The sequence below is a fragment of the uncultured Arcticibacterium sp. genome, assembly GCF_964021845.1.
Taxonomy (GTDB): Bacteria; Bacteroidota; Bacteroidia; order Cytophagales; family Spirosomataceae; genus Arcticibacterium.
Genome location: NZ_CAXHZC010000005.1, coordinates 291,729 through 317,312, shown reverse-complemented (window position 1 = coordinate 317,312; position 25,584 = coordinate 291,729). Strand labels below are relative to the sequence as shown.

Genomic DNA, 25,584 nt, shown 5'->3' with positions numbered 1-25,584 from the left:
CAATAATATCATATTCATTATTACATTCGTGGAATATAATATTTCATGAAAACCAACCGGAATACTTTTCTTTCGAAGTCGTTTAGAACCCGTAAAATTCTGCTCTTTTTGAGCTTGATTTTCTTAAGCTTTTCTAACCTCCAATGTAAAAGCAAAAATGAGCCTGAGGTTTTGTTACGGGCTAGTATAATTTTCAATGAGGAACATAATTGGTATAAAGCATTTATGTACTTTGGAGAAATACTGCAAGAACGCTCCCAAGGCAGAATAAAACTAGAAGTATATCCTTCTGAACAATTGGCCAAAGAAATGGAATCATTAAGGATGATTCAAGCAGAGGTTATTGAAATGACCATTTCAGGGTCATTACTTAGCAACTGGGTCGATATAGCCGCTTTTTGCGAATTGCCCTATCTTATCCAAAATTATGAAGAACAGGAAAAGCTCATTAATGGTCCGATAGGAAAGCGAATTGAAAAAGAAATAATTGAGGGTACCGGTCTTAGACCCATCACTTATTTTGTACGTGGCCCTCGTCAATTAACCTCAAATAGACCAATAAGGCATCCAGACGACTTAAATGGTCTAATTCTTAGAGTTCCTAGCGTGCCTTCTTTCGTCACGGCTTGGAGTGCCATGGGGGCCAAACCCACGCCAATGGCACTTTCCGAAGTATTTACTTCTTTACAGCAGGGCACCATAGAAGGTCTTGAAAACCCCTATTCTCTTATTTTGAGTGCCGGGTTTCCGGAAGTTCAAAAGTACGTTAATGAAACAGAGCATGTCATGAGCTGGGGGTATCCATTAATAGGTGAAAAGCAATTTCAAAGAATGCCAGAAGATTTAAAAGTGATATTTCTTGAGGCTGCTAAGGATATGCAAGCCTATGAGCACAAACTATTTCTTGAAAGTGAAGCTAGTGTTAAGGAAGAATTACAGAAAAGGGGAATGGAATTTATTAAGGTAGATAAAGCGGCTTTTGCTAAAAAATGTGAAAAGGCTATTTACGAAAGTTTATCGCCTGAAATGCAGGAAGTCTACCAAGAAATAATTGAATCAAAAGAGCAATTAGATGATTAAAAAAGTAATTGGAAAATTTCTGAAATATGGAACACTAATTAGCACATTTGGCCTTATTGCAAGCGTAGCTTTGCAAATTTATGCCCGATTTTTCATGTCTAATACTCCTGCATGGACAGAGGAAGCTTCTCGTTTATTCTTCATTTATACCATTTCATTTGCCTCAGGTTTAGCTTTGAAAGACAATTATTTCGTCTACCTAGATGTATTCTTTGAACGGTTGAAGCCAAGCATTCAAGACAAAATTTTGTTGTTTATACACCTAGTTATTTTTGTTCTATTTGGTCTTATGTTTTATCACGCAGTCTTATTCGTAAAGCTAGGACTCCCTGAAAAATCCGCAAGTATGGGCACATCAATGAGCCTAACCTTTTTCTGTATGGTTATAATGTCGGCTACTATGGCATATTACTCTTTCCTAGCACTATTAAAAAGATTGAAATGATTTGGTTAGTATTTATTGTTTTCCTTTTGGCTTTGGTTTTAAGATTCCCTATTGCTTTTGCCTTAGGCCTCGCTTGTTTGGTTTACATTATTGGTGAAAACATCCCTCTAATAATCATTCCGATGAAAATGTTCTCAGGAATAGATGTCTTTGTACTCTTAAGTATCCCTGGATTTATCTTAGCCGGAAACCTAATGAATCACGGAGGATTAACTGCCAAAATCATTACCTTCTGTAATCACCTTTTGGGTCATATAAGGGGAGGTTTGTCTTTAGCTAACATAGGTGCATCCATGTTATTCGCGGGTATTTCAGGCACCGCGGTTTCAGACACGGCAAGTATTGGGTCTGTACTCATTCCTGCAATGAAAAAAGAAGGTTATGATGAGGGGTTTTCTTGTGCTGTTACAGCATCTTCCTCCACTGTAGGACCAATAATCCCTCCTAGCGTTCCTATGATTATTGCAGCCACATTAAGTGGATTATCGGTAGGAAAACTCTTTTTAGCTGGAGCCTTTCCTGGCTTTCTCCTTGGAGTTGGGCTTATGCTTGTGGCTTATTTTATTTCTGTAAAAAGGAATTATCCTAAACATGCCAAAAATACTTTAAAGCAAATAGGCACTAGCTTAATTGACACCTTTTGGGCTTTATTAATGACTATAATAATTCTATTTGGGATTATTGGAGGAGTCTTCACGCCAACAGAGGCTTCTATTATTGCGGTTCTTTACGCGTTTATCATTGGACGGTACGTTTATAAAAACCTGAGTTTTAAAAAAGTACAAATTATTGTTTTAGACTCTATGAAGACCTCAGCCTCTCTAATGGTTCTTGTAGGTTTTGCCAATTTATTTGGATGGATTCTTATAACCGAAAGAATGCCTCAGTATATATCCAATGAAATTCTAGATTTTAGCACAAATAAGTATGTAGTACTGCTTTTAATAAACCTCTTGCTAATCTTTGTTGGTACTTTTATGGAGACCGTAGCTGCTCTGCTTATTTTGTTTCCCATCCTATTAAAAGTGGCCATTACTGTTGGGGTTGACCCAATTCACTTTGCGGTTATAGCCGTTCTAAATTTAATCATTGGGCTAACCACTCCACCTGTGGGCGTTTGTTTATTTGTAGCCTCCAGTATCGGCAAAACTTCTATTACAAAGGTGAGTAAAGCGGCCCTCCCATTCCTTTTTGTGAGTTTATTCGTACTAATATTAGTCACGCTAATACCACAGCTGTCATTATTTTTACCTGAACTATTTGCGGAATAATGAATTAAGAACACTTTTTCTACTCAAAGTTTGATGCTCAAAAAACGTGACAAATTAAGTTTCCATTGGTTTTAATTGGCTTGGTAAATATCCCATGGTTCTTTTAAAGGCGGTGGTGAAATGTTGGGGATGTGAAAAACCTACTTCATAAGAGGCCTGAGCTATTGGGACACCTTCTTCTGTTATTAACTTAATAGCACGTTCCATTCGTAAAGATGTGATGTGCTTAAAAATAGTTAGACCATATACCTTCTTGAAATCTCTCTTCAGTTTGGTGGCATTGAATCCCGCTAATTCAGCCAAGTCTATTATTCTAAGCTGTTTTTGAAGGTTTTTCCTAATATAGGTCTCCACTTTTACCAAAGCCAAATAATCCGAATTTGGCAGTTTTGCCCTATTCTTGGTTACCGCTATTGATTCCCTGCCAAGTAAAAACTCAATTAAGAGTAAGGTTAAGCTACTTTCTATGTATCGCTTTCTGACCTCTCCCTTATAAGGACACTGTAAAACCTCCAGAATTCTATTTCGTATGTGAGGTGGTATAAATGTGCTTTTATCCCAATGTAAATAAGTATTTGAATTCTTAATTGCCCCTTCTAATTTCTCTAGCCAACGTTTATATCCTGCTCCTAAAAGCTCCTTTAAAACAGACGGTTTTACATATAGCTCAAAAGCCTTTGTGTTTTCTTCATAATAAATCTCTCTCCCCTCTGTGGCTGGGTAATAAAACATGTTACAATGATTCTCTGGAATTTGAACCAAATACTTAATATGCGTTAATGGCTGATAGCTGTAGGTGCCTTCTAATGAGAAATGAATTTTAATCAATGCCTCATCACTTGAAATACTTATAGCGGTATTTGGCTTAAAGGGAAATTTGTTTGTGGTAAAATCTACTCCACTTATATAAGCCGCATTGTCATTTTTGGATACTTCTACGGTATTAAACCTGATGCAGTCACCTACGTAAGAATCTTTTAAAAGCTCCTTTACGCATACCTCTCTATACATTATGCGTTTACCATCTTCTTCTTCTATTCTCATTACTTCCTTTTGCGTACTTAAAAGTTCCTTTCGCGGTATTACAGCTGCCATTCTTCAGTTACTTTTGCAAAGTTATTTATTTAGACTTAGTATAAATAAGAATACTAGTGTTTTTTATTCAAATGAAAGGACTTTTTACAGCCATATTTCTCCTAATCTTCTGGAATGCTCAAGGGCTAGAAGCTACAGGAACCATATCGGGCACTATACATGATGCTTCAGGAAAACCAATGCCTTATGCCACGGTTTTGATAAAGAAACTGAACATTGGCATTAGTTCTGACGACAATGGAGCATACATCATTGACAAAGTCCCTTTTGGCGAGCATACCGTTCTGGTCAATTTTATTGGCTATAACACAGTGATGAAAACTATTAAGCTCAATAATAAGAACTTTCAAACTAAGGTCAATTTTGTTTTAGAAGAAAAAACAGAAAGCCTTGACGAAGTCAACGTTTTGGGCAAATCAGAAGAAACAGAAAAGGAAACTCAGGGCTTTGCGGTAAATATAATTAAGACTAAGGAAGCTAGTCTCAGAAATATTCAAACGAACGAATTGCTAAATACCACAGTAGGTGTCAAAATTCGTCAAAACGGTGGCTTGGGCTCAGAAGTACGCTATAGTTTAAACGGATTATCTGGAAATTCGGTACGTATTTTTATTGACGGAATTCCTATCTCCATTTATGGCTCTTCATTTAACCTAAATAGTATACCGCCTTCAATGATAAAGAACATTGAAGTTTACAAAGGCGTGGTTCCTGGCCATTTAGCAGACGATGCATTGGGCGGAGCCATTAATATAGTGCTTCATAAAAGTGCACAAAGTAATTTTAACGCATCGGCCTCTTATGGCTCTTTTAACACCTTTCAAACAAGTGTTAATGGGCTGTATCGCTATAAAAAATCTGGCTTTACGGTAAAAGCCTCTGCCTTTCATAACTACTCTGACAATGATTATAAGGTATCTGGAAGAAGCGTAGTGGTTACTGGTTTAGGCGGAGTACAAACGCCTATTACTGCTAGAAGGTTTAATGATGCCTATCGCTCCACCGGCGGAATGGCTCAAATTGGTTTTACAGATGTAAAATGGGCAGACCAATTTCTAATAGGCTTAACAGGCTCCGACGATTATAAAGAAGTACAACATGGAGCTTTCATGACCATCATCCCATATAAAGGAAGGTTTTTAGAATCAGAGGCTTTGTTAAGTACTTTAACTTATCAAAAGAGAGACTTTCTGATTGATGGCCTAGATGTTAATGTGAACGGCACTTATGGTAAGAGAAACCGAATTGTTAATGATACGGTAGCTGCAGCTTACAGCTGGAATGGTCAAAGAGCCATTGACTTTAGAGGAAATGAGTATAATTACTCTTGGGGTTCTCAGCAAGAAGGAGGACCTACACTGACCAAAATTGATAGAAATGTAGCATCTATCAGAACAGGGCTCTCCTATGCTATCAATAAGCATCACAAATTCTTAGTAAACCATGTATACAGTGGAGTAGATAGAGAAGATAGTGATGCTTTGCGTTCCGTTTTAGAAAACACCTTTAAAGGCACTAGAGATTTAAATAAAAACATCTATTCTTTAACCTACGAGCTATCTGCTTTAGATGATAGGCTTAAGACAAGCTTGTTTGGAAAATACTACCAGCAAGAAACCATAAGCATAGACCCCACTATTGAAAAAGGTGTAGATGGTAAAAGTAAAATAGTGGATGAGACAGTAAGTAGTAATAAGAAACATAATGGCTATGGTTTTGCTCTATCTTACGCTCTTAATTCAAAAATAACCCTTTTAACTTCCGCGGAAAAAGCGGTAAGGCTACCGAGTGAAACCGAAGTGTTTGGTGATGATGGCGACAATGTTATAGCAAATTCAAGCATTAATCCTGAACAAAGCCGAAACTATAATCTGGGATTTCGTTTAGGAACCTTTGCTATACGCAAACATAACTTTGTGGTTTCTACTAACCTTTTTGCTAGAAATATTAAAGATCGTATAGGCTTGCCTATTGAAACATCATTAAACGTGGATGATGAATTAATACTCTATGTTAATCAAGGTACAGCTACTTCAAAAGGAATAGATGCCCAGTTAAACTATAATTACAACAGAAACTTTGGACTTAACTTCAACATATCTCGCTTTGACCTAAAAGTAATTAATAGAGGTATAGAAATAGATGTACCAAACACACCATTTTTTACTATGAATGGTAGCTTACGCTACTCATTTAAAGATTTAATTCAGAAAAATTCTCGATTAAACCTTTTCTACACCATGTACTTTACTGATGCCTTTTCATACATCACATCACAGGGAACCAACACAGTAGGCAATGACTTTTTCAACGTTCCTCAGCAACTAGCACAAGATTTTGGACTTAGCTATGCCTTCCCAAAAAACAGGGTTGTAGCGAGTTTTGACATTAAAAATATATTTGATAAACCTGTATATGACAACCTGTCTGTACAGAAACCAGGAAGAGCTTTTTACTTAAAACTTAACTATTCGATTAATAAATTTTAATATTCTAAACAGCGATGATAAAAACAATTCTAAATAATAAAACACTGGCCGTACTAGCAACTTTTGGCCTTTTAAACGCCTGTACTACGAACGACGATCCCGTTGTTGAACCAGAGCCTGAACCAGAAGAAACTAGATGGATTACTGTAGCTGCCGCCAAAATGGGAGAAAACCCAGGTGATGGAAACGGAGGAACGCTAATTTATTCTATCAGCAGCGAAGACGCCAAAAACCCAAATATCTCTATAGACCCATTTAACAACGGATTTATAGCACCTTCTAACAGAACTGCAAGATTACAATCTTCTGAAGATGGTAAAACTATCTTTAACATTAGTTATGCTGGAGATACCGGTGGAAACTATACTAAATATACGGTAGAAGGTGGTCAAACTTTCACTCCAACGGGTTCTCCTGTGAGTATTGCTCCTTATGTAGGAACAGCACCAAGATGGATTAAGTTATTTGATGGTGATAAAACTGGAGCTGCTGTATACGTTTCTACAGAGCATGAAATCAATGACAATGGTACCCCAGATGACGCTACAGACGACACATACGTTCGTACTGATGCTAAGATTGGTGTGGTAACATTAGACCTTGAAAATTCTGTTATTAAAGAATTTCAAGAGCATAGTGTGCCTTTAACGGCAGAAGAGGAAGCTAATGGCTACTATTTCTCAAGAATTGACATGCCTACTTTAAATGCTGCTGGAGATAAATTATATATTGGTGCCCGTTTAAGTAAAGTAGATCCTAATACTGCTGAAAGTGATAGCGGCTATGAAATTTTAGGTTCAAAAACCATCGTTTTAGATTATCCTTCTTTACTAAACCCAACTGTAATTACCTCTACTGTAGGGTACGGAAACACCAACGGATACCGTAGTATCAATGCTTTCGAATACAATGGAAGTGTATACCAAGCAAACCAAAGCGACCCAGAAGGTTCTCATATCTTAAAAATTGATGCAAATAACCAGTATGATAACTCTTATGATTTCAACCTTGATGATGCCTTGGGCGTAGAAGGTGCTTACGTTTTAGCTTGGAGACCAGCAGCAAACGGAAAAGCAGTAGTAGCTTACCGTCATAATGGCTCTGCAGATGGTGTAGCTGGTGCTCAAGGATTTTTTGCTCTAGTAGACTTAAATACTAAAACTGCTCAAAAAATTGATGCTATTCCTTATGACCCTGATTTCTACTTATTCCAATACCAAGGTTTTGTGGTGGACGGAAATGACATCTACCTAACGCAAGCAGCCGTAGGTCAAAACGGAAACATTTACGTAGTAAACACAGAAACTGGCGAAGTAACTAAAGGTGCGGAGCTAGTAAACATAGAAGGAAGTCACTTTATTGGAGTATTCTAAAAACTGATTTCTCAGGCAGTTTTGCCAACAAAAAAGCCGGTGTCAATACTTTTTGACATCGGCTTTATATTTAATTGGCTTTACCGCTATCAACCACAAAGTGCTGAGGAACCATTCTCTATTAAGGTTTAAAGATATTTACGATAACAAGTGCCCCACTTGCCCCTACTGCGTACTGAAACTAATAGCCAAAATCGTCACGCAGCAAAGCTTACTCCTTTCCACTCTTGCATCAATCAAGGATTTGCTACTCAAAATGAAAAACAAATGTTGGCACATTGGTTCTAGCAATAAGACTCTTACTCACACTGGGCTTAAGAAGACCCTCTAAAAAACCTCTGTGGTGAGATGCCACCACTAAAGCAGTATTTTCCTTTGACTCAGAAAGCTCCAGAATAGCTTTTTCAACGCTATTTGACCGAATAGACTGAATGTTTAATCGCTCGTTTGGAAAGCTTTTTTTCATATCGTCAATCAGTTTAGCATTGTCTACCAGGTCTAATTTTTTATCAGATAACACATTGACAAAATCAACCTCCGCTTTTAACTTTCTAGCTATCTCAAAGACCTCTTCTAATATTTCATTTTCGTCGTATTCTAATTCGGTGGCATATTGAATCCTATCAACATCAATAGATTTTGTATTTTCTGGCACCACCAATAAAGGAATCTTAATGTTATTTATCACATACTCCGCAGTACTGCCTAATATTTTATCTAAAAAACCAGACGCTCCTGTTTTCCCTAGAATAGCAAAATCGGCAGCTTCTTCTTCCACCAAAGTTTTAATTCCATCAGATACACTTCCAGTGCTTAGCCTGAAAGTAGTCCGAACACCTTGCTCCTGAATACTTCTAGCTTTTCTAGAAAGCTTATCTTCCAGCTGTTTTTCTTTTCCTTCATCTAAAACAATAACCATTCCGCCGGGCATGGTAGGGTCTACATAAGTAGGTGTAAAGCAGTACAAAAGAATAATATTAGATATATGCTTTTTAGCTATGGCTATGGCCATTTCTTCTGCTTTTGAAGCTCCTTTTGAAAAGTCGGTCGCTAATATTATTTTCTTCATGATTCTCCTTTTTGTTAACACCAAGTTCTTCAAATAGTCACTTTAATAATATGATTTTGAGCAGGTTTATTTATGATCACAATCTTCTGATGAGTGACATCACCTTTGCTGACTACCCTCATGTTATGAAAGCCATACATTCCATTTCTTTGAAATAACAAAAACAAAGAAAAACATGGAAAAGGAGTATTTATTAGACCTGCACAAAGACCATAAAACATGGCAAGAAGAATTAGCCTTTTACAGCAATAATTTAATTAGCCTTAGAAATCGGCTTTCAGAAGTCAGCATTCAAAACACCAACCATGATTTAAAGAAAGCCGTAGAGCAGTTCCAAAATCAATTTATCATCCAAAAGGAACAGATTGACATTCTTAATCATGATATTCAAATTTCAGAAGACGCCATTGAAGCTAATATAAAGGCAAATCCTGTGGCCTCGGACCACAGGAAAATGAGCGAGAAAACTGATTTAGCAGACAGAATGGAGACTTTTAAAAAGCTGTTCGTTGAGATGAAAGAAACGTTCAACGATTTTGTTGGGAAAAATTTATAGCCTCATTCACTACCACTATTTGAAAGGAGGACTTAATGAGTCTTCCTTTTTTAGTAAATAATCTTAATCAGCCGCACTAGACATGTCATTTTCAATATACCAATGCCCATCCACAAGTCTATACTGCGTTAAATAGTAGCCAGAAAAACTACCATTATTTACACCTTTCCAGTATCCCCTTTCTACCGCAATAGAATCAGACTTTATAAGTTCTTCCTGCACATTGCTAACCATACGAAAACCCATATCATAAAGGTCTTGATGGTAACTAATAATTTCCTGTCTTCCCTGAATTCTTTCATGGTCAATCGGCATGATATAAGCATCTGGCAAGTAAACAGAACCCAAGGAGTCCATTTGCCCAGCGTTAAACCACCGTACAAAATTCGGATTCATATTGGTAGCACGAGCTTGATCTACTCTATCAATCCCGGCGTTTCGGTATTCTGCTATCCCAAAAAATAATGCCGCCAATGCCACACATAATACACTCACATAAACTATCGCTTTCATTTCCTTTGTTTTAATATTCAAAATACCATTCGATTTTTCAGAAAATGATGCTACCGTATTTTGGGTATTCTCTTTCAGGATAGCTGGCCTTGCTGCTGGTTTAGCCTCGGCACTATAGAAATCATAATCTAGCGTGTCAAAAATTAGCTTTACCGTATAACTCCTTGGTGTTACTTCCGCTGCTTCTATGCGTTGAATAGTACGTAAACTCACATTACATTCATCTGCAAGCTCGGTTTGCGTTAAGCCTTTGGCCAATCTCAATGCTAAAATTTTCTTACCTAAATCTGGCTGTTTCATCATTCCTCTAAATTCGATGCAAAGGTTATTTGAACTTAAATACTATTCAAATTTACACATTGTATTTGATACGTCATTTGAGAAATGCGATATGACATTTGGGTGACAGAGCCCATATTACAGCCACTTAAAACGCTTCTCACCTTTTAATTCAAAAAGAGTGGTTTTCATTCAAGTTAAAAATTCGTCCCACTTCCTAACTCCAATTACCTCATCAATCCTCTTGGTCAACCGATTTCTCCTTCGCTAGGCGGAAAGGCAGGTTTAACCTCGTATATTCGGCAATATGGCTTCCAAAGCTTAACAGAATGAGAAATCAACAAAATGAAAAACTTCAAATACCTTACGCTCTTTTTGACAATGATTGTGGCGATTGGCTGCAATAGAAACCAGACAAGCAAAAAAGAAACTTCTACCACCATCACTCAAAACCAATTGGATGATTTCGAAAAGCTATTAACTGCTGATGGTTACTTTTGGCAAAGTAAAAATAGCCGTGCATGTACCGTCGAAGTATTATTCAGAAAAGATAAAACTGCCACGGTATTAGCAGAAAATAACCAGACCTACATAAAGGGAAACTGGACTTTTGACAAGGCGGCTAACAAACTACAAATTGCCTGGGAAGGCTCAGACCAAGTATTAACTGAAGTGACTTCCATTAACCCTGAAGGAACCGAAATATCATTTACTAAAGATGTTTACTTTGTCTGTGGAAATAACCTTAAAAGGTTGAACCTTTTAGATAAGCGTTTTGACGAAAAGTTGGAAACTAATGAGGAATAGAGCAGCTAGTTTCCTTAGGAAGCAATTGTGCAGGTCTTACCTAAGTCCTTGAACTATAAAAGGACCTCCCAGTCTGCCAATTTATCCGCCAGAAAGGAGGACAGGCAGGGTCTTCGCTACCTGCCCTCAGTAGGCGGGGGCCTGACAGTTAATAACTTACCCTAACTGCCATATTAAATATTTCTACCATATTTTTGAACACTCTTTCTGGTAAAGATAAAGCCGTTAATATGATCTTCCTAACCTCATCAACAACTCAACTACTATTTAATGTCGAACAAAAAAATCCGCACACCAAACGGCATGCGGATTCAAAATATTAACATAAAATCTAACTTCTAAGCTAAATCCAAAGGCAATTTCCTTTGTCTTTCGCCTGTTAGGTTGAAAATGGCATTTCCTAGGGCTGGTGCTATTGGCGGTAAGCCTGGCTCTCCTACCCCTCCTGGTGCTTCTTGGTTTTCTATGATGTGAACAGCCACTTTTGGCATTTCGGCCATACGCATGAACTGATAATCATGGAAATTACTTTGGTCGCATTTGCCGTTTGAGAATGTGATGCCGCCTTTTACCGCTGCAGATATTCCCATCACTATGTTACCTTCTGTTTGAGCTTTTACGTGGTCAGGGTTTACGTATTGACCACAGTCTATCACCGAAGTAACTTTAACTACTTCTATACCGTTTTCTCCTTTTTTGACCTCCACAGCTGCTGCACTCATGGTAGCAAAAGAACGGAACATGGCCACGCCTATGGCATGTCCAGTGGGTAATTCACTTTTTGACAGTTCGTCTTCTAGTTTTTGAATCACTTTAAGGTCTCTTTCATTGCCTTTTAGCAGTTCTTTTCTAGCGGCTAACGGGTCTTTTCCTGCTTTATGAGCCATCTCGTCTATAAAACACTCCTGTCCCCAACCAAAATTAGACGCATATACAGACCTCCACCAAAGTATTGGAATTGGCGTTTCTACGCGGCTATAAGTTACTTTATGCGTTCCAAATTTGTATTTATGATTCTCTTGAGAAAGCTCTCCACCTAACCAGCCATCCGCTTTGTAAGGCAAAAGTGCGTTCCAGTGCTGCCCTTGAATAGACTCGCCAATGGCTTGGTGACTCAAAGCGTCTAGGGTATTTCCTTTACCAATCACACCTTGCATTTTACTCAACATGGCAGGTCTGTATGGCCCTTGAGCCATATCTTCTTCTCTAGCCCATATTAGTTTTACAGGAGCTTCTACTTGTCTTGAAATATCAATAGCTTCTTTCATGAAATTCATAAAGGCTTTACGCCCAAAAGAACCTCCCAAAAGTGTAGGATTGATTTTTACTTTATCAGGTGAAATCCCTAAAACTCCTGCAGCATCTCCTATGGCTCCGTCTGGTCCCTGAATAGGTGCCCAAACCTCCACAGAACCATCAGGCTTCACATGAGCCGTAGCATTCACAGGCTCTATGGCCGCATGAGACAAAAACGGTGTTTCGTAAATTCCTTCAAGCGTATTTTCAGAGGCTTTATAGTAAGCATTGAAGTCACCATCTTCTTCATAACGCACGCCTTCAGACTCAGCAGCTTTATACATGTCTGCAAAGTATTTATCAGAATTAAGCGTCTTAGCCAAATCTCCATTTGACCAAGTGATATCCAATAACCTACTGGCTTTTAAGGCCGACCAGTAATTATTAGCAACTACAGCCACAGATTCATTTTCGCCACCAGGGTAAAAACTTTTACTTCGGATAACTTTCTGAACGCCAGCTACTTTCATTGCAGCAGCATCATCAATACTCAGTATTTTACCTTCGATAGACGGTGCATGCACACTGGCTGCGTAAAGCATACCCGGCAGCACTACATCAATTCCGAAAACGGCTTTTCCAGTCACACGACTAGGTACGTCTAGTCTTTTATGGAATTTGCCTAAATATTTGAAATCTTTGCTGTCTTTTAGTTTTGGGTTCTTTGGTACTTCCAAAAGGTTGGCTTCTTCTGCCAATTCACCGTACGTAAATACCTTATCAGAACCTTTCAAATACACTTTACCCAATTCAGCATAGCACTGGTCAGTTGACACTTTCCACCTTTTAGCGGCAGTTTCTATAAGCATTTCTTTGGCGGCAGCACCTGTTTTACGCAGGTTGTTCCATAAGCCTCTTACAGTGCTACTTCCTCCAGACTGCTGAGAGCCGTATTTAGCTTTTCCGTCCGACTGGATTATTTTGACCTTGCTTAAATCTACCTCTAGCTCTTCTGCCAAAATGGATGGTACTGCTTGGGTGGAACCTTGCCCCATATCTGGGCGGCTATTTACCAGCGTGATGGTGTCGTCCGTAGAAATGATAATGAAAGGGTTAATCTCCAATTCCAGCACTTTTACAGGAATCTTCTTTACCGCTGCAGCATTCGCTAAAGAATTAACGCCTAAAACCAATCCCAAACTACCGATGGATGAAACTTTCAAAAAGTCTCTTCTTGTATTTTTATTGCTCATGATTTTATCGTTTTCCTAGTTCTTCGTTTGACAATTGACCCGACGCTCTGTTGATAGCTTTTTTGATTCTATCATAGGTTCCACATCTACATAAATTTCCATTCATATAGCTTGTAATATCTTCTTCTGTAGGCTTTGGTGTTTGCTCTAATAGAGCCACCGCAGACATTATCTGACCAGACTGGCAATACCCACACTGCGGTACTTGCTCTTCTATCCAAGCGTCTTGCACGGCATGAAGGGTTTCTTCTGTGCCAATGCCTTCTATGGTCGTAATTTTTTGTTTCTTGGATATAGAGCCTACTGGCATTTGGCAGCTTCTGACTGGAGAACCATCCAAATGAACGGTACATGCTCCGCACTGAGCTATTCCGCAGCCATATTTAGTTCCTTTAAGACCCACTAGGTCTCTGATAGCCCATAAAAGCGGCATATCTTCTTCCGCTTCTATTTTATAGCGGGTGTTGTTTACGGTTAAGTTGTAATTCGGCATAATGTATTAATAGGTTCGTAGTAAAGGTATTGTATGTAAATATACAATTTTCCATACAGTAAAAAGACCTATTTTGGTCTGTACTGTTGCATATAAAAATAATCTAGAAAGATTCTAAAAAGTAACTACTCTAAGGTTGGTTGTTTTATTTCAATTTCCTGAACATCTAAAGCTTTAAACTCCTCTCTTCTCTGAATCAAGAGCGAATCTTGATTGACCGCTAGGCTATCACTCAGAGTAGAGTCAACTTCTACAGGAACAAAGTGACAGTTCAATAAACCGCTGTCGTAATCTTCAGGTTTAAAAAATGTAGTTTTTTCTAGCCCTATTTCTTTATCCGCATAAGACGCCTGCATAAACTTCCCAAAAATGGGTAAAGCAGCCCTTCCTCCTGCCCCGTTCCCTGAAGTAAAATGAATTCGACTATCATCACAGCCTACCCAAACACCTGTTACTAGATTGGCGGTTACACCCATAAACCAAGCGTCTACATAGTCGTTCGTTGTTCCGGTTTTACCTCCTATTTCGTTGTTATATGGTATTCCATAGTTGTAAAGCCGTCTTGCGGTTCCACCGCCTTCTTCTACAGCACCGCGTAACAGGTAAGACATTTCATAAGCATGCTCAGGGGCTAAAACTTGCTTTAATTCTTGTTTATGTTCGTAAACCACTTCGCCAGTTTTATCCAAAATTTTATCAAACAAAACCACATCGCCACTTAAACCTTGATTAGCAAATGGTAAATATGCTCTTGTCAGTTCCAACAACGTCACATTACTAGTTCCTAGAGCTAGAGAAAGGTTATTATCTAGTTTTGAATGTATACCCAAGTTCTCAGCCATTTTTATCACCTTGCTAGTTCCTACATCTTGAAGCACCCTTATGGCTACAGAATTTATGCTTCTTCCTAAAGCTTTTCTCAAATTAACCGGAGCGTAGCTGTATGAACCATTAGAGTTTTTTGGTGCCCAAGTGGTTTGTTTGCCTCCTATACTGGTTTCTATAGTAAAAGGTTTGTCTATCACTGTAGTGCAGGCCGCGTAGCCATTTTCTAAAGCCGATGCATAAATTATAGGTTTAAAGGCACTTCCAGGCTGCCTGCCTGCTTGCACCACATGGTCATATTTAAAATAATCATAATTACTCCCACCTACATAAGCCCGTACATGAAGATTAGTGGGGTCAATACTCAAAAGACCTGCCTGCAAAAACTGTGACATATACATTACAGAATCTAAGGCCGAAATAGTCATTTTCTTTTCTCCAGCATGCGTTGCCAAAACTGTTGGATGTGGTTTTGCCATGGCTTCCAGAGCCTCCGCTTCTGTCAATCCTGCACTCCTGAAGTTTTTATAAGAGCCCGACTGTTTAATCAACTTGTTCAGTACTGCCTCCGTAGGCATTTCAGGAACTTCCTTTTCTCTTGGATTCTCTCTTTTAAAAGCAGCTTTTTCTTCTGCTATCTTTTTCTTAAACCAATATTTGTAAGCCCCCTGCTCATAATCTAAGCTACGTTGAATTTCTGTCAAATGGCTTTTTACCGCATCTTCTGCATTTGTCTGCATTTTGGAATTAATAGTGGTGTATATTTTTAAACCATCGGCAAATAAATTATAGTCATTTTCATCACACCACTCCATCAAAAGTGGTCTGAGCATGGTTCTGAAATACGGAGCACTAGATTCTTCTTTATTAATCTCGGTAATTTTCAGACCCAATGGTTTTTTAATGGCTTTTTCATAGGCTACACTGTCAATGTCATTATATTTCAGCATTTGCTCTAGCACCACATTTCTTCTTTCTAGAGCTCTTTCAGGTCTTCTTTTGGGACTATAATAGCTCGTGCCTTTAAGTATTCCTATTAGGAGTGCTGTTTCATGCAGTTCTAAATCTTGCGGTGCTTTTGAAAAGAAATGCTCGCTTGCCAGCTTAATGCCAAAGGTATTATCACCAAAATCGACTGCATTGAGATACAGTGCTAATATCTCATTCTTTTCAAAGAAAAAGTCAATCTTAATAGCAGTATCCCATTCTTTAATTTTAGCTACTAAGGTAGAAAGACCAGGGATGTAGCCTAATAAGCCTCTTGAGTTCTTATGCCGAGTATTAAAAATATTTTTGACCAATTGCTGATGAATGGTACTTCCTCCCCTTTTGTCTCCAGTTAAGGTAGAAAAAACAGCTCCGGAGAGCGAGACAATGTCTAATCCGTTATGGAGGTAAAACCTTGCATCTTCTGTAGATATCAGAGCCTTTATGGTTAAAGAATCAATCTCTTCATAAGCAACAGGACTACGGTTTTCTACATAAAACAAACCTAGAAGTTTTTCGTCAGCCGAGTATATTTCAGAAGGCACTGCTAGTTTGGTGTTTCTAGCTTCATTCATTGTGGGCATGTCGCCAAAAAGCCACAAAAAATTACTCTCTAAAGCAAAAACAAAAGCTACCAGAAGCAAACCGAATGTATAAAGTAGTCTAAGAAACTTACTTTTTAATGAAGCTATTTTGAACTCCGTTCTGTTAAACACACTAAACTTAAAAACCTTTTGATAAAGAGCGATAGAAGCCTTGAGGAACTTCTGTAAATATGGGTTCTCTTTAACTTTTGTAAAAAATTCGTTTATCAATTTATCTACGGTTTAGAATAATTTTCTCTAATTAACTATCAGTCAGCCTTTACATTTCTACTTACTTCTTTTTACGGAAATAGATCCGAAAGATAAACTCTTTTTTAAAATTAAGACATTCAGCCCAGCATGATTAATTTTGTGGCACATTATAATTCTTGTTTTAATGATAGCAGACTTTAGAAGTGACACCATTACTCAGCCTACCTCAGGCATGAAAGAAGCCATGTTTTCGGCAGCCCTTGGTGATGATGTTTTTGGTGACGACCCTACCGTAAACGCCTTAGAAACCAAAGTAGCAAAGCTATTTGGTATGGAAGCCGCACTTTTTTGTGCATCTGGCACTATGGCAAACCAACTGGCTATAAAGGCTCAAACTTCTCCCGGAACACAGGTGATATGTGCCGACAAAGCTCACGTCTATCTTTATGAAGCAGGTGGTATAGCGTCTAACTCTTTAGCAACCACCAAAACCATCGAAAGTGAATCTGGACTTTTAAGAGCAGAGGATATCACCGAAGCCATCAACCCAAGCGACGACATTCATTTTCCGCCTTCTGCTATGGTATGCCTCGAAAACACCATGAATAAAGGCGGCGGAGTTTATTATGACTTTGATGAAATCAAGAAGATAAAAGAAGTTTGTGAAGAAAATAACCTAAAACTTCACCTTGATGGAGCCAGGCTATTTAATGCATTGGTAGAAACGAAAGAAAGCCCCAGAGACTATGGTCAGATTTTCGATAGTATTTCTATTTGTCTATCAAAAGGGCTTGGTTGCCCTGTTGGCTCAGTACTAATAGGTTCCAAAAGGTTAATAGAAAAAGCCCGAAGACAACGAAAAGCTTGGGGAGGTGGCTGGCGGCAAGCTGGGCTATTAGCAGCCGCCGGAATTTATGCTTTAGATAATAATGTGGAGCGTTTAAAAGAAGACCATGTAGACGCCTTAGAGATAGGTGCAGCGGCAGAAGGTAAATCGTGGCTTAAAAAAGTGTATCCGATTAAAACCAATATTGTCATTTTTGAGTTAGTCAATAGTATTTTGGCCAAAGACTTCGTTAGTGAGCTAGATAAACAAAATGTTAAATGCGTAACCTTTGGTAAGCATTTGGTACGTTTTGTGACACACTTAGATTTAAGTCAAAAACAAATAACATATACCAAACAGGTTTTGGGTCAATTAAACTTTTAAGTCTTGCGTAAAATCATTTTTCTTCTTTGTGCTTTTCCTTTGTTTCTTTCTGCTCAGTCAGACTTTAAAAACAGTTTAAAAGTAAATGCATCTGGTTTAGTAACTGGTATTATTTCTGTTAATTACGAAAGAGCTTTGACTCCTAATTTATCTTTTGCCAATTCTTTTATTTACCGTCCTCAAAAATCAATACCATTTGGGGAGGAATTTGATAAACTCGCAAAAAAACATGGCATTGGTATCACCGGTGTAGATTTCGAATACATATTTGTAGATCTTGCTCAGATTGGCGTAAAAAGTCTTTCACCTGAGCTGAAATACTATTTTGGAGATAAAAGAAACCGCTTCTTCATAAGCGTATTTGGTCAGTTTGAAAACTTTGAAGCTCTAGTTCCAGCCTCCTTAGAGGCACGTTATGACGGCACTGTTTATACCCTTGATAAGGTACCCATCAATTTTGACATCAAAGCTATTTCAGGAGGATTAATGGTGGGTAAACAATTTAAATTAGGAGAGCGATTTGTCTTAGACTTTATTCTAGTGGGTCCCCACTTTGGCGGAGCAAAAAGCGTTTACGCAAAAGTAGAAACGTCTATCTTATCAAGACTAGATGAAAGTGACAGAGCCTACCTAGAAGATAAAATAGTAGACCGATTTAAGCTTAGCGACTCATATTTTGATGTTACAGTAGGTGAAGAACGAGCCGAAATCAATGCCATTAAAACTGTACCATATTTAGGTATTCGTGGCTTCGTATTTAACTTGGGGGTATTTTTCTAATTTCCTCCTTGTAAAATTCAGATAGTCCTTCTTTTGCAGTCCACACTTGATTGAATTATATGAAGCGGAAATACATTTTTGGTGTCTTACTGACTGTTGGCTTGATTTTTATCAACCAAATGCTAATTCAGTATGCTTTAGCTACTATTAAACAAGATGCTAAACACATAAATATTTCGGGCAGGCAAAGGATGCTTAGCCAGCGGCTTAATCTTCAATTCTATCAACTATCTCAAAACTCAATTGAATTTAAGACCCTCAAAGAAACATTTGACCTAGCTAAAACTTCTCATTTGGCACTTATTCATGGTAGTAAAGAATTGTCACTCAATGGCATTAAATCTCCTGAAATAGTTAAAATGCTAGAAAAGCTCAATGAGCGATATACTTTTACAGGCAACATTATTTCAAATTTTCAACAAAGCAGTGAGCTAAACCTAGAAAGCATTAATCAGAATCAGCAATTATTACTGGAAGAAATGGACGCCATTGTAAATGCTTTGGAAATGAAGTCTCAAGAGAAGATTTCAGGAATAGTTTTACTAGAAATAATTTTAGCTTTATTCTCTATTATCATAATCGCTTTAGAGGTAAGGTACATTTATTATCCGCAAGCAAACTCCCTAGAAAAATCAAGAAACCAGGTTCTAGAACAAAACAAAGCCCTTAAGCAAATAGCATGGCAGCAGAGCCATGAAGTAAGAAAACCAGTAGCTAACATCCTTGCTATTAGCCAACTCATTAAAACTGACCCCACACTTATAGATAGTGAGAAAAATCAACTTCTAAACCATTTAGAAGAAAGCACTCATGACTTAGACAAAATCATTAAAAGCATTGTAGACAAGGCTTACGAAATACAGCAAGAAAACGTAGGCAATAGATAACCTTTTTGACAAAAATATATTTCATCTACACAAACCACATATACGTTATAGTTCAAACCTCCTTTACTATATTTTTCATCCTATTCAATTGGCATAACTAGGAAATAGCCCTACTTTCATATCAAATACTGATAATTATTCAGGAAATAATTCTATTTCTATTAAATTATCTGTGTTAATAAAATTCAACCTATTCCTATAAAGCCATGAAACCAATAGTCCAAATATCCCTGGATTTAACTAATATTGATGAAGCCCTAGAAACCGCCGCCCTAGCCCTAAGAGCTGGCGTAGACTGGTTAGAAGCCGGCACTCCTTTAATTTTGGCCGAAGGCCTCCATGGTGTCAGAAAGCTTAGAGAAGCTTTCCCCAAAATACCTATAGTAGCAGATTTAAAAACCATGGATGGTGGCTACTTAGAAGCCGAAATGATGGCAAAAGCTGGAGCCACACACGTGGTAGTAATGGCTAGAGCCCATGAAGAAACTATAAAAGTGGTGGTAAAAGCAGGCAAAGATTACGGCGTAGAAGTAATGGGAGACAACCTAGGTTGCCCAGACATGATAGCCGGAGCTAAGCGTTTAGAAGATTTAGGCTGTGATTACGTGATACATCATATTGGCTACGACGAAAGACGCGGCATAGCGGCCCAAGGTCTTAAAATGCCAAATCCTCTTGACCAATTAAGAGAGGTAGTAAATGCTGTCAATATACCCGTTCAGGCGGTTGGCGGCCTATCACTAGAGCAAGCCATAGCGTGTCCGTCTTATGGAGCTCCATTAGTAGTTCTTGGTGCTCCTTTAACTATTGATGCCGATGCATTCAAAACAGCCTCCGGAGACTTGGAGAGCTCATTAAGGCTTATTTGTGATAAAATTCATGCCTACGGCAATGTCTAATAAATTCAACCCAAAACCATAAATTACTATAATGAAATCAGCAGCCGTTGTTAATTTTTCTTCAAAACAAGGAAGTGTAGAAATAAGAGAAATAGAAAAACCAATCATAGGAGAAACCGACGTTTTACTAGAAGTAGCAAATGTAGGCGTTTGTGGTAGCGACCTACATCAATGGACTTCAGACCATAGTTGGCATGTAAACTATCCGGTAGTTCTTGGCCATGAGTTTGGCGGAAGAATTATTGAACTTGGAAAAAACGTCACCAACTGGAAAGAGGGCGACAGAGTGGTAAGTGAAACCGCCGCACAAATTAATGAAGCAAGCCCACTCAATAAACAAGGCCTTTACAACCTCGACCCAGACAGAAAGGGTTTTGGTTATGGTGTAAACGGTGCCATGACCAAATACGTAAAAGTACCCGCTAGATGCCTCCATCAGGTACCTGACAGCCTTCCTTTTGAACAAGCATGCTTAACAGAGCCATGCTCTGTAGCTTACAATGCCGTGGTCATGAACTCAAATATTCGTCCAGGAGACCGTGTGGTGGTTTTAGGGCCAGGCACTATAGGTATATTATGTGCTGCTATGGCTCAGCTATGCGGTGCAGATGTAGCTTTGGTTGGCTTAGAATCTGACAAAGGCAGGTTAGAAACAGCTAAAAGCTATGGTTTCACCACTATTATTGGCGATGCAAAACCTTGGGCAACCGAATATGATGGACTTGGTGCCGACTGCGTGATAGACGCCGCCGGTATTAGTCAAACCCTTAAAATAGCTCTTGATCTAGTTAGACCTAAAGGTCAAATTACGAAAGTAGGTTGGGGACCACAGCCCTTAAACTTTTCAATAGATGCTTTAGTCCAAAAGAATGTAACACTTCAGGGAAGTTTCAGTCATAACTGGCCTATTTGGGAAAAAGTGATTGCCCTGCTTACTAGCGGAAAACTAGATGTTAAACCAATTATTGGTGGTGTATGGGAAACCACAGACTGGCATGAAGCATTTGAACAAATGCACGCTGGAAAAGTAATTAAAAGTGTACTAAAACCCGTTTAACATGAGACTGAAAAATAAAGTAGTCTTAATTACGGGTTCCTATACCGGTATTGGCAAAGCCATAGCCCAAATGGTGGTTAAAGAAGGAGGAAAAGTAATACTAAATGGCCTTGACCACGAGCTAGGAATGGAACTAGTTAAAGAGCTCGGGACTGAAAATGCCTTAGCCATTACCATTGACATTACTACCCCTGATGCTCCAAGCCTACTGATAAAAAAGGCCCTTGAAGCTTATAAAAAAATAGACGTTCTTATAAATAATGCTGCCACCATAGCATCTTCTAATCTAGAAACAACAGATAGCACTTTTCTCAAAAACATTTTAGAAGTTAATACCATAGCACCTTTGGCTATTATTCGAGCCGCTACAGAAGAACTATCAAAAAGCGGGGGATGCGTATTAAATATTGGTTCTATCAATGCTTGGGGTGGAGAACCTGATTTATTAGCCTACAGTATTTCTAAAGGAGCTTTAATGACTTTGACAAGGAATTTGGGCGACAGCCTTTTTAGAGAAAAAGGAGTACGAGTAAATCAAATAAACCCAGGTTGGGTATTGACAGACAATGAGAAAAACATAAAATCTCAACAGGGCATGAAAGACGATTGGTATAAAGAACTTCCTTCTATTTTCGCTCCGTCTAAACGTCTTTTTAAACCAGAAGAAATAGCGGCTGCCGCTTGCCTATTAATTTCTGATGATTGTGGGCCGCTTAGTGCTCAAATATTTGATTGGGAACAATTTCCCATGATTGGAAGAAACTTACCAAAAACCTGGAACGGTTCTCATAATTAAACTAAAAAATAAAAAAATGCCCAAACTCGCAGCTTTCCCAAAAGCCTTTATGCAAGAACTCTGTAAAGAAGGTACTATGAAGGTTTCTGAATGGATAGAACTTGCCGTAAAATTAGATATTAGTGGTTTAGAATGGTATGCCGGTTTTCTAGAAATGGAAGACGAAAGCAACTGGCCTAAATTCAGAAAAGAAGTAGAAAGCCACGGAAAAACAATTCCTATGTTATGCTGTTCTCCTGATTTCACCCATCCTGAAGCTGCTTTTCGTGAGAAAGAGATAGAAAAACAGAAAAGATGGATTCAAATGACACATATTCTTGGTGGTTCTTACTGCCGAGTATTAAGCGGACAGCGAAGACCAGAACTAAGTATTGACGAAGGCGTGTCTTTAGCCGCCTCTTGCATAGAAGCCTGTTTGCCATTAGCTGCAGAAAAAGGCATTACCCTCATTCTAGAAAATCACTACAAAGACGACTTTTGGGAGTATCCCGAATTTGCTCAGCAAATGGACGTATTCTGTGCCCTTGTTAATAAGATAGACCATCCAAATTTTGGTGTAAACTACGACCCTAGCAACACCTTTCTGGCAGGGGAAGACCCGCTAGAGTTACTCTACAGAGTTTCTGACAGAGTAGTGACTATGCACGCCAGCGATAGATATTTAATTTCTGGAACTATAGAAGACTTAAAAAACGAAGAGGGCGGCTCTGTAGGTTACGCAAAAAGACTAAGCCACGGCGAGATAGGAAAAGGTCTAAATGATTATGACGCTATTTTCACTGAGCTTAAAAGAGTAGGTTTTGATGGATGGATTAGTATTGAAGATGGTGTAGACGGCATGGAGCAGCTAGCTCGAAGTGTTTCCTTTCTAAGAAAAAAAATTAAAAAATATTGGCCTGATTTTCAATAAACTGAAAAGAAGTAATGCTCCATTTTGACGAAAATAAGAGAGAAACAGTGGTTCTTACCTACCGAATAATAAATAAAAGCAAAACTTAATGGGCTAGACTAGCGTAGGTTAAATCAATATTGCATAAAATTGATTTAAAGGATAGTGACAATTTTAGCATCCTAACCATATCTACCAGAAATAAACTAGTCGTGCCAACAAAGAAAAATTCCATTTGTGTATTCATTCACTATAGTGAACGGAACTGTATACCACATAATGTTCAGATTTATGTGAATGAGCTTGCTACTCATTTTGATGAGGTAAGATTACTTACAAATAAAAGAGACATTGATGTAATAGCGGATTTCAAAGAAAATGTTCATCTGCATTTTGAAAAAAATGAAGGCTATGACTTTGGCATGTTTTACAAATTTGCAATTACTAAACGTTTAAATACATACTCTGAAATAACTATTGTTAACGACAGCAATATTTTAATAAATAATTTAGAAAATGTTTTTAAAGATGGCAGAAAGCAAGACGTGGACTTTTGGGGTTTAATAGATTCAAACGAAAAGCCTTGGTTCTCTACACACGAGAATAATTATCATGTTCAAAGTCATTTTATAGTGTTGAATGAATCAGCCATTAAGGCTCTTTCTATATTTCTAGATTACTTTGATGTTGACTCTGTTTTTAAAGAAGAAAATCAAAAAGCTTTAAGGAGAGCTATTATCAACAAATGGGAAATTGGTTTTAGCCAACATCTCTTAAAAGCCGGACTTAAGTCTTATACTTATATCAAAACAGCAAATGATTACGCTAAAAATCTAGCCCATATTAAACCAAAAGAATTAATTAATCAAGGCTACCCATTACTAAAGAAGAAAGTATTTTATGACCTTTCTAGCAAACAAAGAGTAGAATGGGAAAACCTATTAAAGGCCAAAATACCGAAAGAATGGAAGAGTGATTTGGTAATAAAAGAACTGGAGAGAAACCGTAGTTTGGTTAAAAAATCATTTTTAAAACGAATATTGCCATTTAAATAAATGCCCTTTTATCAAAAAATTGAAGCATTTTTGCAGTCAAAAACTTTTGCAATATTAAAATATTCATCTTCCATTTTCGTCCAAGCCCTATTCTCTCCAAAGGAGAAGAAATGGTTAACTTGTTGGTTGGTAACCAAAACAGACCGGCGGAGCATGGTTTTAAAACAGACGATACCGGAGATAATATCTCTGCTAAAAACAAGTATTACAGCGAACTAACTGGTTTATACTGGATATGGAAAAATGAGAACTCTGATATTATAGGAAGCACGCATTATAGAAGGCACTTCACGGCAGTTTCTGAGCCTTTTTTCTACAAACTCAAACGACTTTCATACTATTTGATAGGGCTTCATAAGAAACGTTTTGGCCTTATATACACAGGAAATCCTAAATTTTGGGAAGAAAAAATACTTAGTCCTGCGGAAATAAAAGAGATTCTAAATGAATATGAGGCCATCATGCCAACCAGGCGAAAGTTTAAGTACAGTATAAAAGAGCATTATAGACGTTACCATAATCTGGAAGATTTAAAGGCCATCGAAAGAATTCTAAAAGAAGACTATCCAGCCTATATGACAAGCTTTGAAAAGGTATTAGAAGGAAACAGATTGTTTGCTAATAATATGTTCATTCTTAAGTATGATGCTTTTAATGAACTAATGACCTGGCTTTTTGATATACTTTTTAAGCTAGAAAAGGCATTTGACCTCCATAAATATACAGGCTACCAAGAAAGAATTTTTGGTTTCTTATCAGAACGCCTTATCACCATTTGGATAGAGCACCATCAGATAAACTATAGAGAGCTTCCGCTAATTTATTTTAAGAAGTTCAAGAAAATGAAGTCTCTTAAATAGTCTTCAAAACCTCCTCAATCACTCTTGGAAAATGGTAATGCTCTAGTTTAAGCACATTGGCAGCTACTTGCTCAGGCTTATCTTCTGGCAAAACGGTACATTTTGCTTGAAAGATGGTTTCGCCCTCGTCGTAGTTTTCATTGACGTAATGAATGGTAATACCACTCTCAGTTTCTTTGTTTGCCACCACAGCCTCATGCACATGATGCCCCCACATGCCTTTACCACCATATTTTGGCAATAAGGCAGGATGAATATTAACGATTTTATTTGGAAAAGCTTTAATAAGTGAACTTGGAATCAGCCATAAAAAGCCTGCTAAAACTACCAAATCTATGTTTTGAGATTTTAAAAAATCTACAATCTGTTCAGACTCATTAAAGTTCTTTTTTGAAAAGACAAGCGTAGGAATATTTAACCTTCGCCCTCTTTTAATAACTCCTGCATCTGCTTTATTAGTCAAAAAGTAGCTAATTTCTACCTCCTCATTACCCTTAAAATAATCAGCAATGGCCTCTGCATTTGACCCACCACCTGAAGCAAAAACTGCAATTTTCTTAGTCATATGAAACGTTAAATTGAA

General features: G+C 37.9%; 23 protein-coding genes. 16 read left to right on the top strand and 7 right to left on the bottom strand.

What is annotated here, in order from left to right; translation table 11 throughout:
- Positions 1-45: 45 nt before the first annotated feature.
- From AADJ06_RS15830 to AADJ06_RS15820, 3 genes are read left to right on the top strand one after another with little or no spacing between them, the layout of a single operon-like run.
- Positions 46-1,080, top strand: a complete 1,035-nt coding sequence (locus AADJ06_RS15830; RefSeq protein ID WP_341227455.1) for a TRAP transporter substrate-binding protein — start codon at positions 46-48, stop codon at positions 1,078-1,080.
- Positions 1,073-1,525 carry a TRAP transporter small permease gene (locus AADJ06_RS15825; RefSeq protein WP_341227454.1) on the top strand — a complete coding sequence of 151 codons (453 nt, stop codon included), beginning with the start codon at positions 1,073-1,075 and terminating at the stop codon, positions 1,523-1,525. The genes AADJ06_RS15830 and AADJ06_RS15825 overlap by 8 nt, the downstream gene beginning before the upstream one ends.
- Complete coding sequence (locus tag AADJ06_RS15820) at positions 1,522-2,796, top strand: TRAP transporter large permease (protein WP_341227453.1); 1,275 nt, start codon at positions 1,522-1,524, stop codon at positions 2,794-2,796. Before AADJ06_RS15825 ends, AADJ06_RS15820 begins: the two co-directional genes overlap by 4 nt.
- Positions 2,797-2,850: 54 nt before the next feature.
- Here AADJ06_RS15820 and AADJ06_RS15815 read toward each other — a convergent pair whose 3' ends face one another.
- Positions 2,851-3,891 (bottom strand): AraC family transcriptional regulator, encoded by a 1,041-nt coding sequence (locus AADJ06_RS15815; RefSeq protein WP_341227452.1) that lies wholly within the window; start codon positions 3,889-3,891, stop codon positions 2,851-2,853.
- 71 nt (positions 3,892-3,962) lie between these two features.
- On the opposite strand from AADJ06_RS15815, the gene AADJ06_RS15810 reads away from it, so the two are divergent.
- Both AADJ06_RS15810 and AADJ06_RS15805 read left to right on the top strand, forming a co-directional pair.
- Complete coding sequence (locus AADJ06_RS15810) at positions 3,963-6,380, top strand: TonB-dependent receptor (protein ID WP_341227451.1); 2,418 nt, start codon at positions 3,963-3,965, stop codon at positions 6,378-6,380.
- A 14-nt stretch (positions 6,381-6,394) separates the two neighbouring features.
- Positions 6,395-7,753 carry a hypothetical protein gene (locus AADJ06_RS15805; RefSeq protein WP_341227450.1) on the top strand — a complete coding sequence of 453 codons (1,359 nt, stop codon included), beginning with the start codon at positions 6,395-6,397 and terminating at the stop codon, positions 7,751-7,753.
- A gap of 247 nt (positions 7,754-8,000) precedes the next feature.
- On the opposite strand, the gene AADJ06_RS15800 is transcribed toward AADJ06_RS15805, so the two are convergent.
- Positions 8,001-8,822: a universal stress protein gene (locus AADJ06_RS15800; RefSeq protein ID WP_341227449.1), complete on the bottom strand. Its 822-nt coding sequence runs from the start codon at positions 8,820-8,822 to the stop codon at positions 8,001-8,003.
- A 175-nt stretch (positions 8,823-8,997) separates the two neighbouring features.
- Between AADJ06_RS15800 and AADJ06_RS15795 the strand changes: the two genes are divergently transcribed.
- A complete protein-coding gene (locus AADJ06_RS15795) occupies positions 8,998-9,378 on the top strand; it encodes a hypothetical protein (RefSeq protein WP_341227448.1) in 381 nt (126 codons plus the stop codon).
- 63 nt (positions 9,379-9,441) lie between these two features.
- Here AADJ06_RS15795 and AADJ06_RS15790 read toward each other — a convergent pair whose 3' ends face one another.
- On the bottom strand, positions 9,442-10,194 hold the full coding sequence (locus AADJ06_RS15790) for a helix-turn-helix domain-containing protein (protein ID WP_341227447.1): 753 nt from the start codon (positions 10,192-10,194) through the stop codon (positions 9,442-9,444).
- A gap of 321 nt (positions 10,195-10,515) precedes the next feature.
- On the opposite strand from AADJ06_RS15790, the gene AADJ06_RS15785 reads away from it, so the two are divergent.
- The gene (locus tag AADJ06_RS15785) at positions 10,516-10,977 is read left to right on the top strand and encodes a hypothetical protein (RefSeq protein WP_341227446.1); all 462 of its coding nucleotides are present in this window, start codon (positions 10,516-10,518) and stop codon (positions 10,975-10,977) included.
- A 338-nt stretch (positions 10,978-11,315) separates the two neighbouring features.
- On the opposite strand, the gene AADJ06_RS15780 is transcribed toward AADJ06_RS15785, so the two are convergent.
- From AADJ06_RS15780 to AADJ06_RS15770, 3 genes are all read right to left on the bottom strand, one after another.
- Positions 11,316-13,466, bottom strand: coding sequence for a molybdopterin cofactor-binding domain-containing protein (locus tag AADJ06_RS15780; protein ID WP_341227445.1), 2,151 nt, complete (start codon positions 13,464-13,466; stop codon positions 11,316-11,318).
- A gap of 4 nt (positions 13,467-13,470) precedes the next feature.
- The gene (locus AADJ06_RS15775; protein ID WP_341227444.1) at positions 13,471-13,959 is read right to left on the bottom strand and encodes a (2Fe-2S)-binding protein; all 489 of its coding nucleotides are present in this window, start codon (positions 13,957-13,959) and stop codon (positions 13,471-13,473) included.
- A 125-nt stretch (positions 13,960-14,084) separates the two neighbouring features.
- A complete protein-coding gene (locus AADJ06_RS15770) occupies positions 14,085-16,586 on the bottom strand; it encodes a transglycosylase domain-containing protein (protein ID WP_341227443.1) in 2,502 nt (833 codons plus the stop codon).
- 166 nt (positions 16,587-16,752) lie between these two features.
- Here AADJ06_RS15770 and AADJ06_RS15765 point away from each other — a divergent pair, with 166 nt between their 5' ends.
- The 9 genes from AADJ06_RS15765 to AADJ06_RS15725 all read left to right on the top strand — a co-directional run bounded on the left by AADJ06_RS15765 (position 16,753) and on the right by AADJ06_RS15725 (position 25,001).
- Positions 16,753-17,778 (top strand): GntG family PLP-dependent aldolase, encoded by a 1,026-nt coding sequence (locus tag AADJ06_RS15765; RefSeq protein WP_341227442.1) that lies wholly within the window; start codon positions 16,753-16,755, stop codon positions 17,776-17,778.
- Between the two features lie 3 nt (positions 17,779-17,781).
- The gene (locus AADJ06_RS15760) at positions 17,782-18,558 is read left to right on the top strand and encodes a DUF3575 domain-containing protein (protein ID WP_341227441.1); all 777 of its coding nucleotides are present in this window, start codon (positions 17,782-17,784) and stop codon (positions 18,556-18,558) included.
- A gap of 59 nt (positions 18,559-18,617) precedes the next feature.
- A complete protein-coding gene (locus AADJ06_RS15755; RefSeq protein ID WP_341227440.1) occupies positions 18,618-19,445 on the top strand; it encodes a type IV pili methyl-accepting chemotaxis transducer N-terminal domain-containing protein in 828 nt (275 codons plus the stop codon).
- Between the two features lie 206 nt (positions 19,446-19,651).
- Entirely contained in the window at positions 19,652-20,344 is a 693-nt protein-coding gene (locus AADJ06_RS15750; RefSeq protein WP_341227439.1) for an orotidine 5'-phosphate decarboxylase / HUMPS family protein, read from the top strand.
- 31 nt (positions 20,345-20,375) lie between these two features.
- On the top strand, positions 20,376-21,401 hold the full coding sequence (locus AADJ06_RS15745; RefSeq protein WP_341227438.1) for a zinc-binding dehydrogenase: 1,026 nt from the start codon (positions 20,376-20,378) through the stop codon (positions 21,399-21,401).
- 1 nt (position 21,402) lies between these two features.
- On the top strand, positions 21,403-22,197 hold the full coding sequence (locus tag AADJ06_RS15740; protein WP_341227437.1) for an SDR family oxidoreductase: 795 nt from the start codon (positions 21,403-21,405) through the stop codon (positions 22,195-22,197).
- Between the two features lie 16 nt (positions 22,198-22,213).
- A complete protein-coding gene (locus tag AADJ06_RS15735; protein ID WP_341227436.1) occupies positions 22,214-23,107 on the top strand; it encodes a sugar phosphate isomerase/epimerase family protein in 894 nt (297 codons plus the stop codon).
- A 272-nt stretch (positions 23,108-23,379) separates the two neighbouring features.
- Positions 23,380-24,141, top strand: a complete 762-nt coding sequence (locus AADJ06_RS15730) for a rhamnan synthesis F family protein (RefSeq protein ID WP_341227435.1) — start codon at positions 23,380-23,382, stop codon at positions 24,139-24,141.
- Positions 24,142-24,167: 26 nt separating this feature from the next.
- Positions 24,168-25,001 carry a DUF4422 domain-containing protein gene (locus AADJ06_RS15725; protein WP_341227517.1) on the top strand — a complete coding sequence of 278 codons (834 nt, stop codon included), beginning with the start codon at positions 24,168-24,170 and terminating at the stop codon, positions 24,999-25,001.
- Here AADJ06_RS15725 and purN read toward each other — a convergent pair.
- A complete protein-coding gene (purN, locus tag AADJ06_RS15720) occupies positions 24,994-25,566 on the bottom strand; it encodes a phosphoribosylglycinamide formyltransferase (RefSeq protein ID WP_341227434.1) in 573 nt (190 codons plus the stop codon). The genes AADJ06_RS15725 and purN overlap by 8 nt on opposite strands.
- Positions 25,567-25,584 lie beyond the last annotated feature (18 nt).

What these genes read in the sequence shown, in the direction of transcription:
- AADJ06_RS15830 (WP_341227455.1), top strand. Translation starts at nt 46, where the DNA reads ATGAAAACCAACCGGAATACTTTTCTTTCGAAGTCGTTTAGAACCCGT.
- AADJ06_RS15805 (WP_341227450.1), top strand. Translation starts at nt 6,395, where the DNA reads ATGATAAAAACAATTCTAAATAATAAAACACTGGCCGTACTAGCAACT.
- purN (WP_341227434.1), bottom strand. Translation starts at nt 25,566, where the DNA reads ATGACTAAGAAAATTGCAGTTTTTGCTTCAGGTGGTGGGTCAAATGCA.
- AADJ06_RS15800 (WP_341227449.1), bottom strand. Translation starts at nt 8,822, where the DNA reads ATGAAGAAAATAATATTAGCGACCGACTTTTCAAAAGGAGCTTCAAAA.
- AADJ06_RS15750 (WP_341227439.1), top strand. Translation starts at nt 19,652, where the DNA reads ATGAAACCAATAGTCCAAATATCCCTGGATTTAACTAATATTGATGAA.
- AADJ06_RS15790 (WP_341227447.1), bottom strand. Translation starts at nt 10,194, where the DNA reads ATGATGAAACAGCCAGATTTAGGTAAGAAAATTTTAGCATTGAGATTG.
- AADJ06_RS15755 (WP_341227440.1), top strand. Translation starts at nt 18,618, where the DNA reads ATGAAGCGGAAATACATTTTTGGTGTCTTACTGACTGTTGGCTTGATT.
- AADJ06_RS15815 (WP_341227452.1), bottom strand. Translation starts at nt 3,891, where the DNA reads ATGGCAGCTGTAATACCGCGAAAGGAACTTTTAAGTACGCAAAAGGAA.
- AADJ06_RS15795 (WP_341227448.1), top strand. Translation starts at nt 8,998, where the DNA reads ATGGAAAAGGAGTATTTATTAGACCTGCACAAAGACCATAAAACATGG.
- AADJ06_RS15775 (WP_341227444.1), bottom strand. Translation starts at nt 13,959, where the DNA reads ATGCCGAATTACAACTTAACCGTAAACAACACCCGCTATAAAATAGAA.
- AADJ06_RS15740 (WP_341227437.1), top strand. Translation starts at nt 21,403, where the DNA reads ATGAGACTGAAAAATAAAGTAGTCTTAATTACGGGTTCCTATACCGGT.
- AADJ06_RS15785 (WP_341227446.1), top strand. Translation starts at nt 10,516, where the DNA reads ATGAAAAACTTCAAATACCTTACGCTCTTTTTGACAATGATTGTGGCG.
- AADJ06_RS15765 (WP_341227442.1), top strand. Translation starts at nt 16,753, where the DNA reads ATGATAGCAGACTTTAGAAGTGACACCATTACTCAGCCTACCTCAGGC.
- AADJ06_RS15820 (WP_341227453.1), top strand. Translation starts at nt 1,522, where the DNA reads ATGATTTGGTTAGTATTTATTGTTTTCCTTTTGGCTTTGGTTTTAAGA.
- AADJ06_RS15745 (WP_341227438.1), top strand. Translation starts at nt 20,376, where the DNA reads ATGAAATCAGCAGCCGTTGTTAATTTTTCTTCAAAACAAGGAAGTGTA.
- AADJ06_RS15825 (WP_341227454.1), top strand. Translation starts at nt 1,073, where the DNA reads ATGATTAAAAAAGTAATTGGAAAATTTCTGAAATATGGAACACTAATT.
- AADJ06_RS15735 (WP_341227436.1), top strand. Translation starts at nt 22,214, where the DNA reads ATGCCCAAACTCGCAGCTTTCCCAAAAGCCTTTATGCAAGAACTCTGT.
- AADJ06_RS15810 (WP_341227451.1), top strand. Translation starts at nt 3,963, where the DNA reads ATGAAAGGACTTTTTACAGCCATATTTCTCCTAATCTTCTGGAATGCT.
- AADJ06_RS15780 (WP_341227445.1), bottom strand. Translation starts at nt 13,466, where the DNA reads ATGAGCAATAAAAATACAAGAAGAGACTTTTTGAAAGTTTCATCCATC.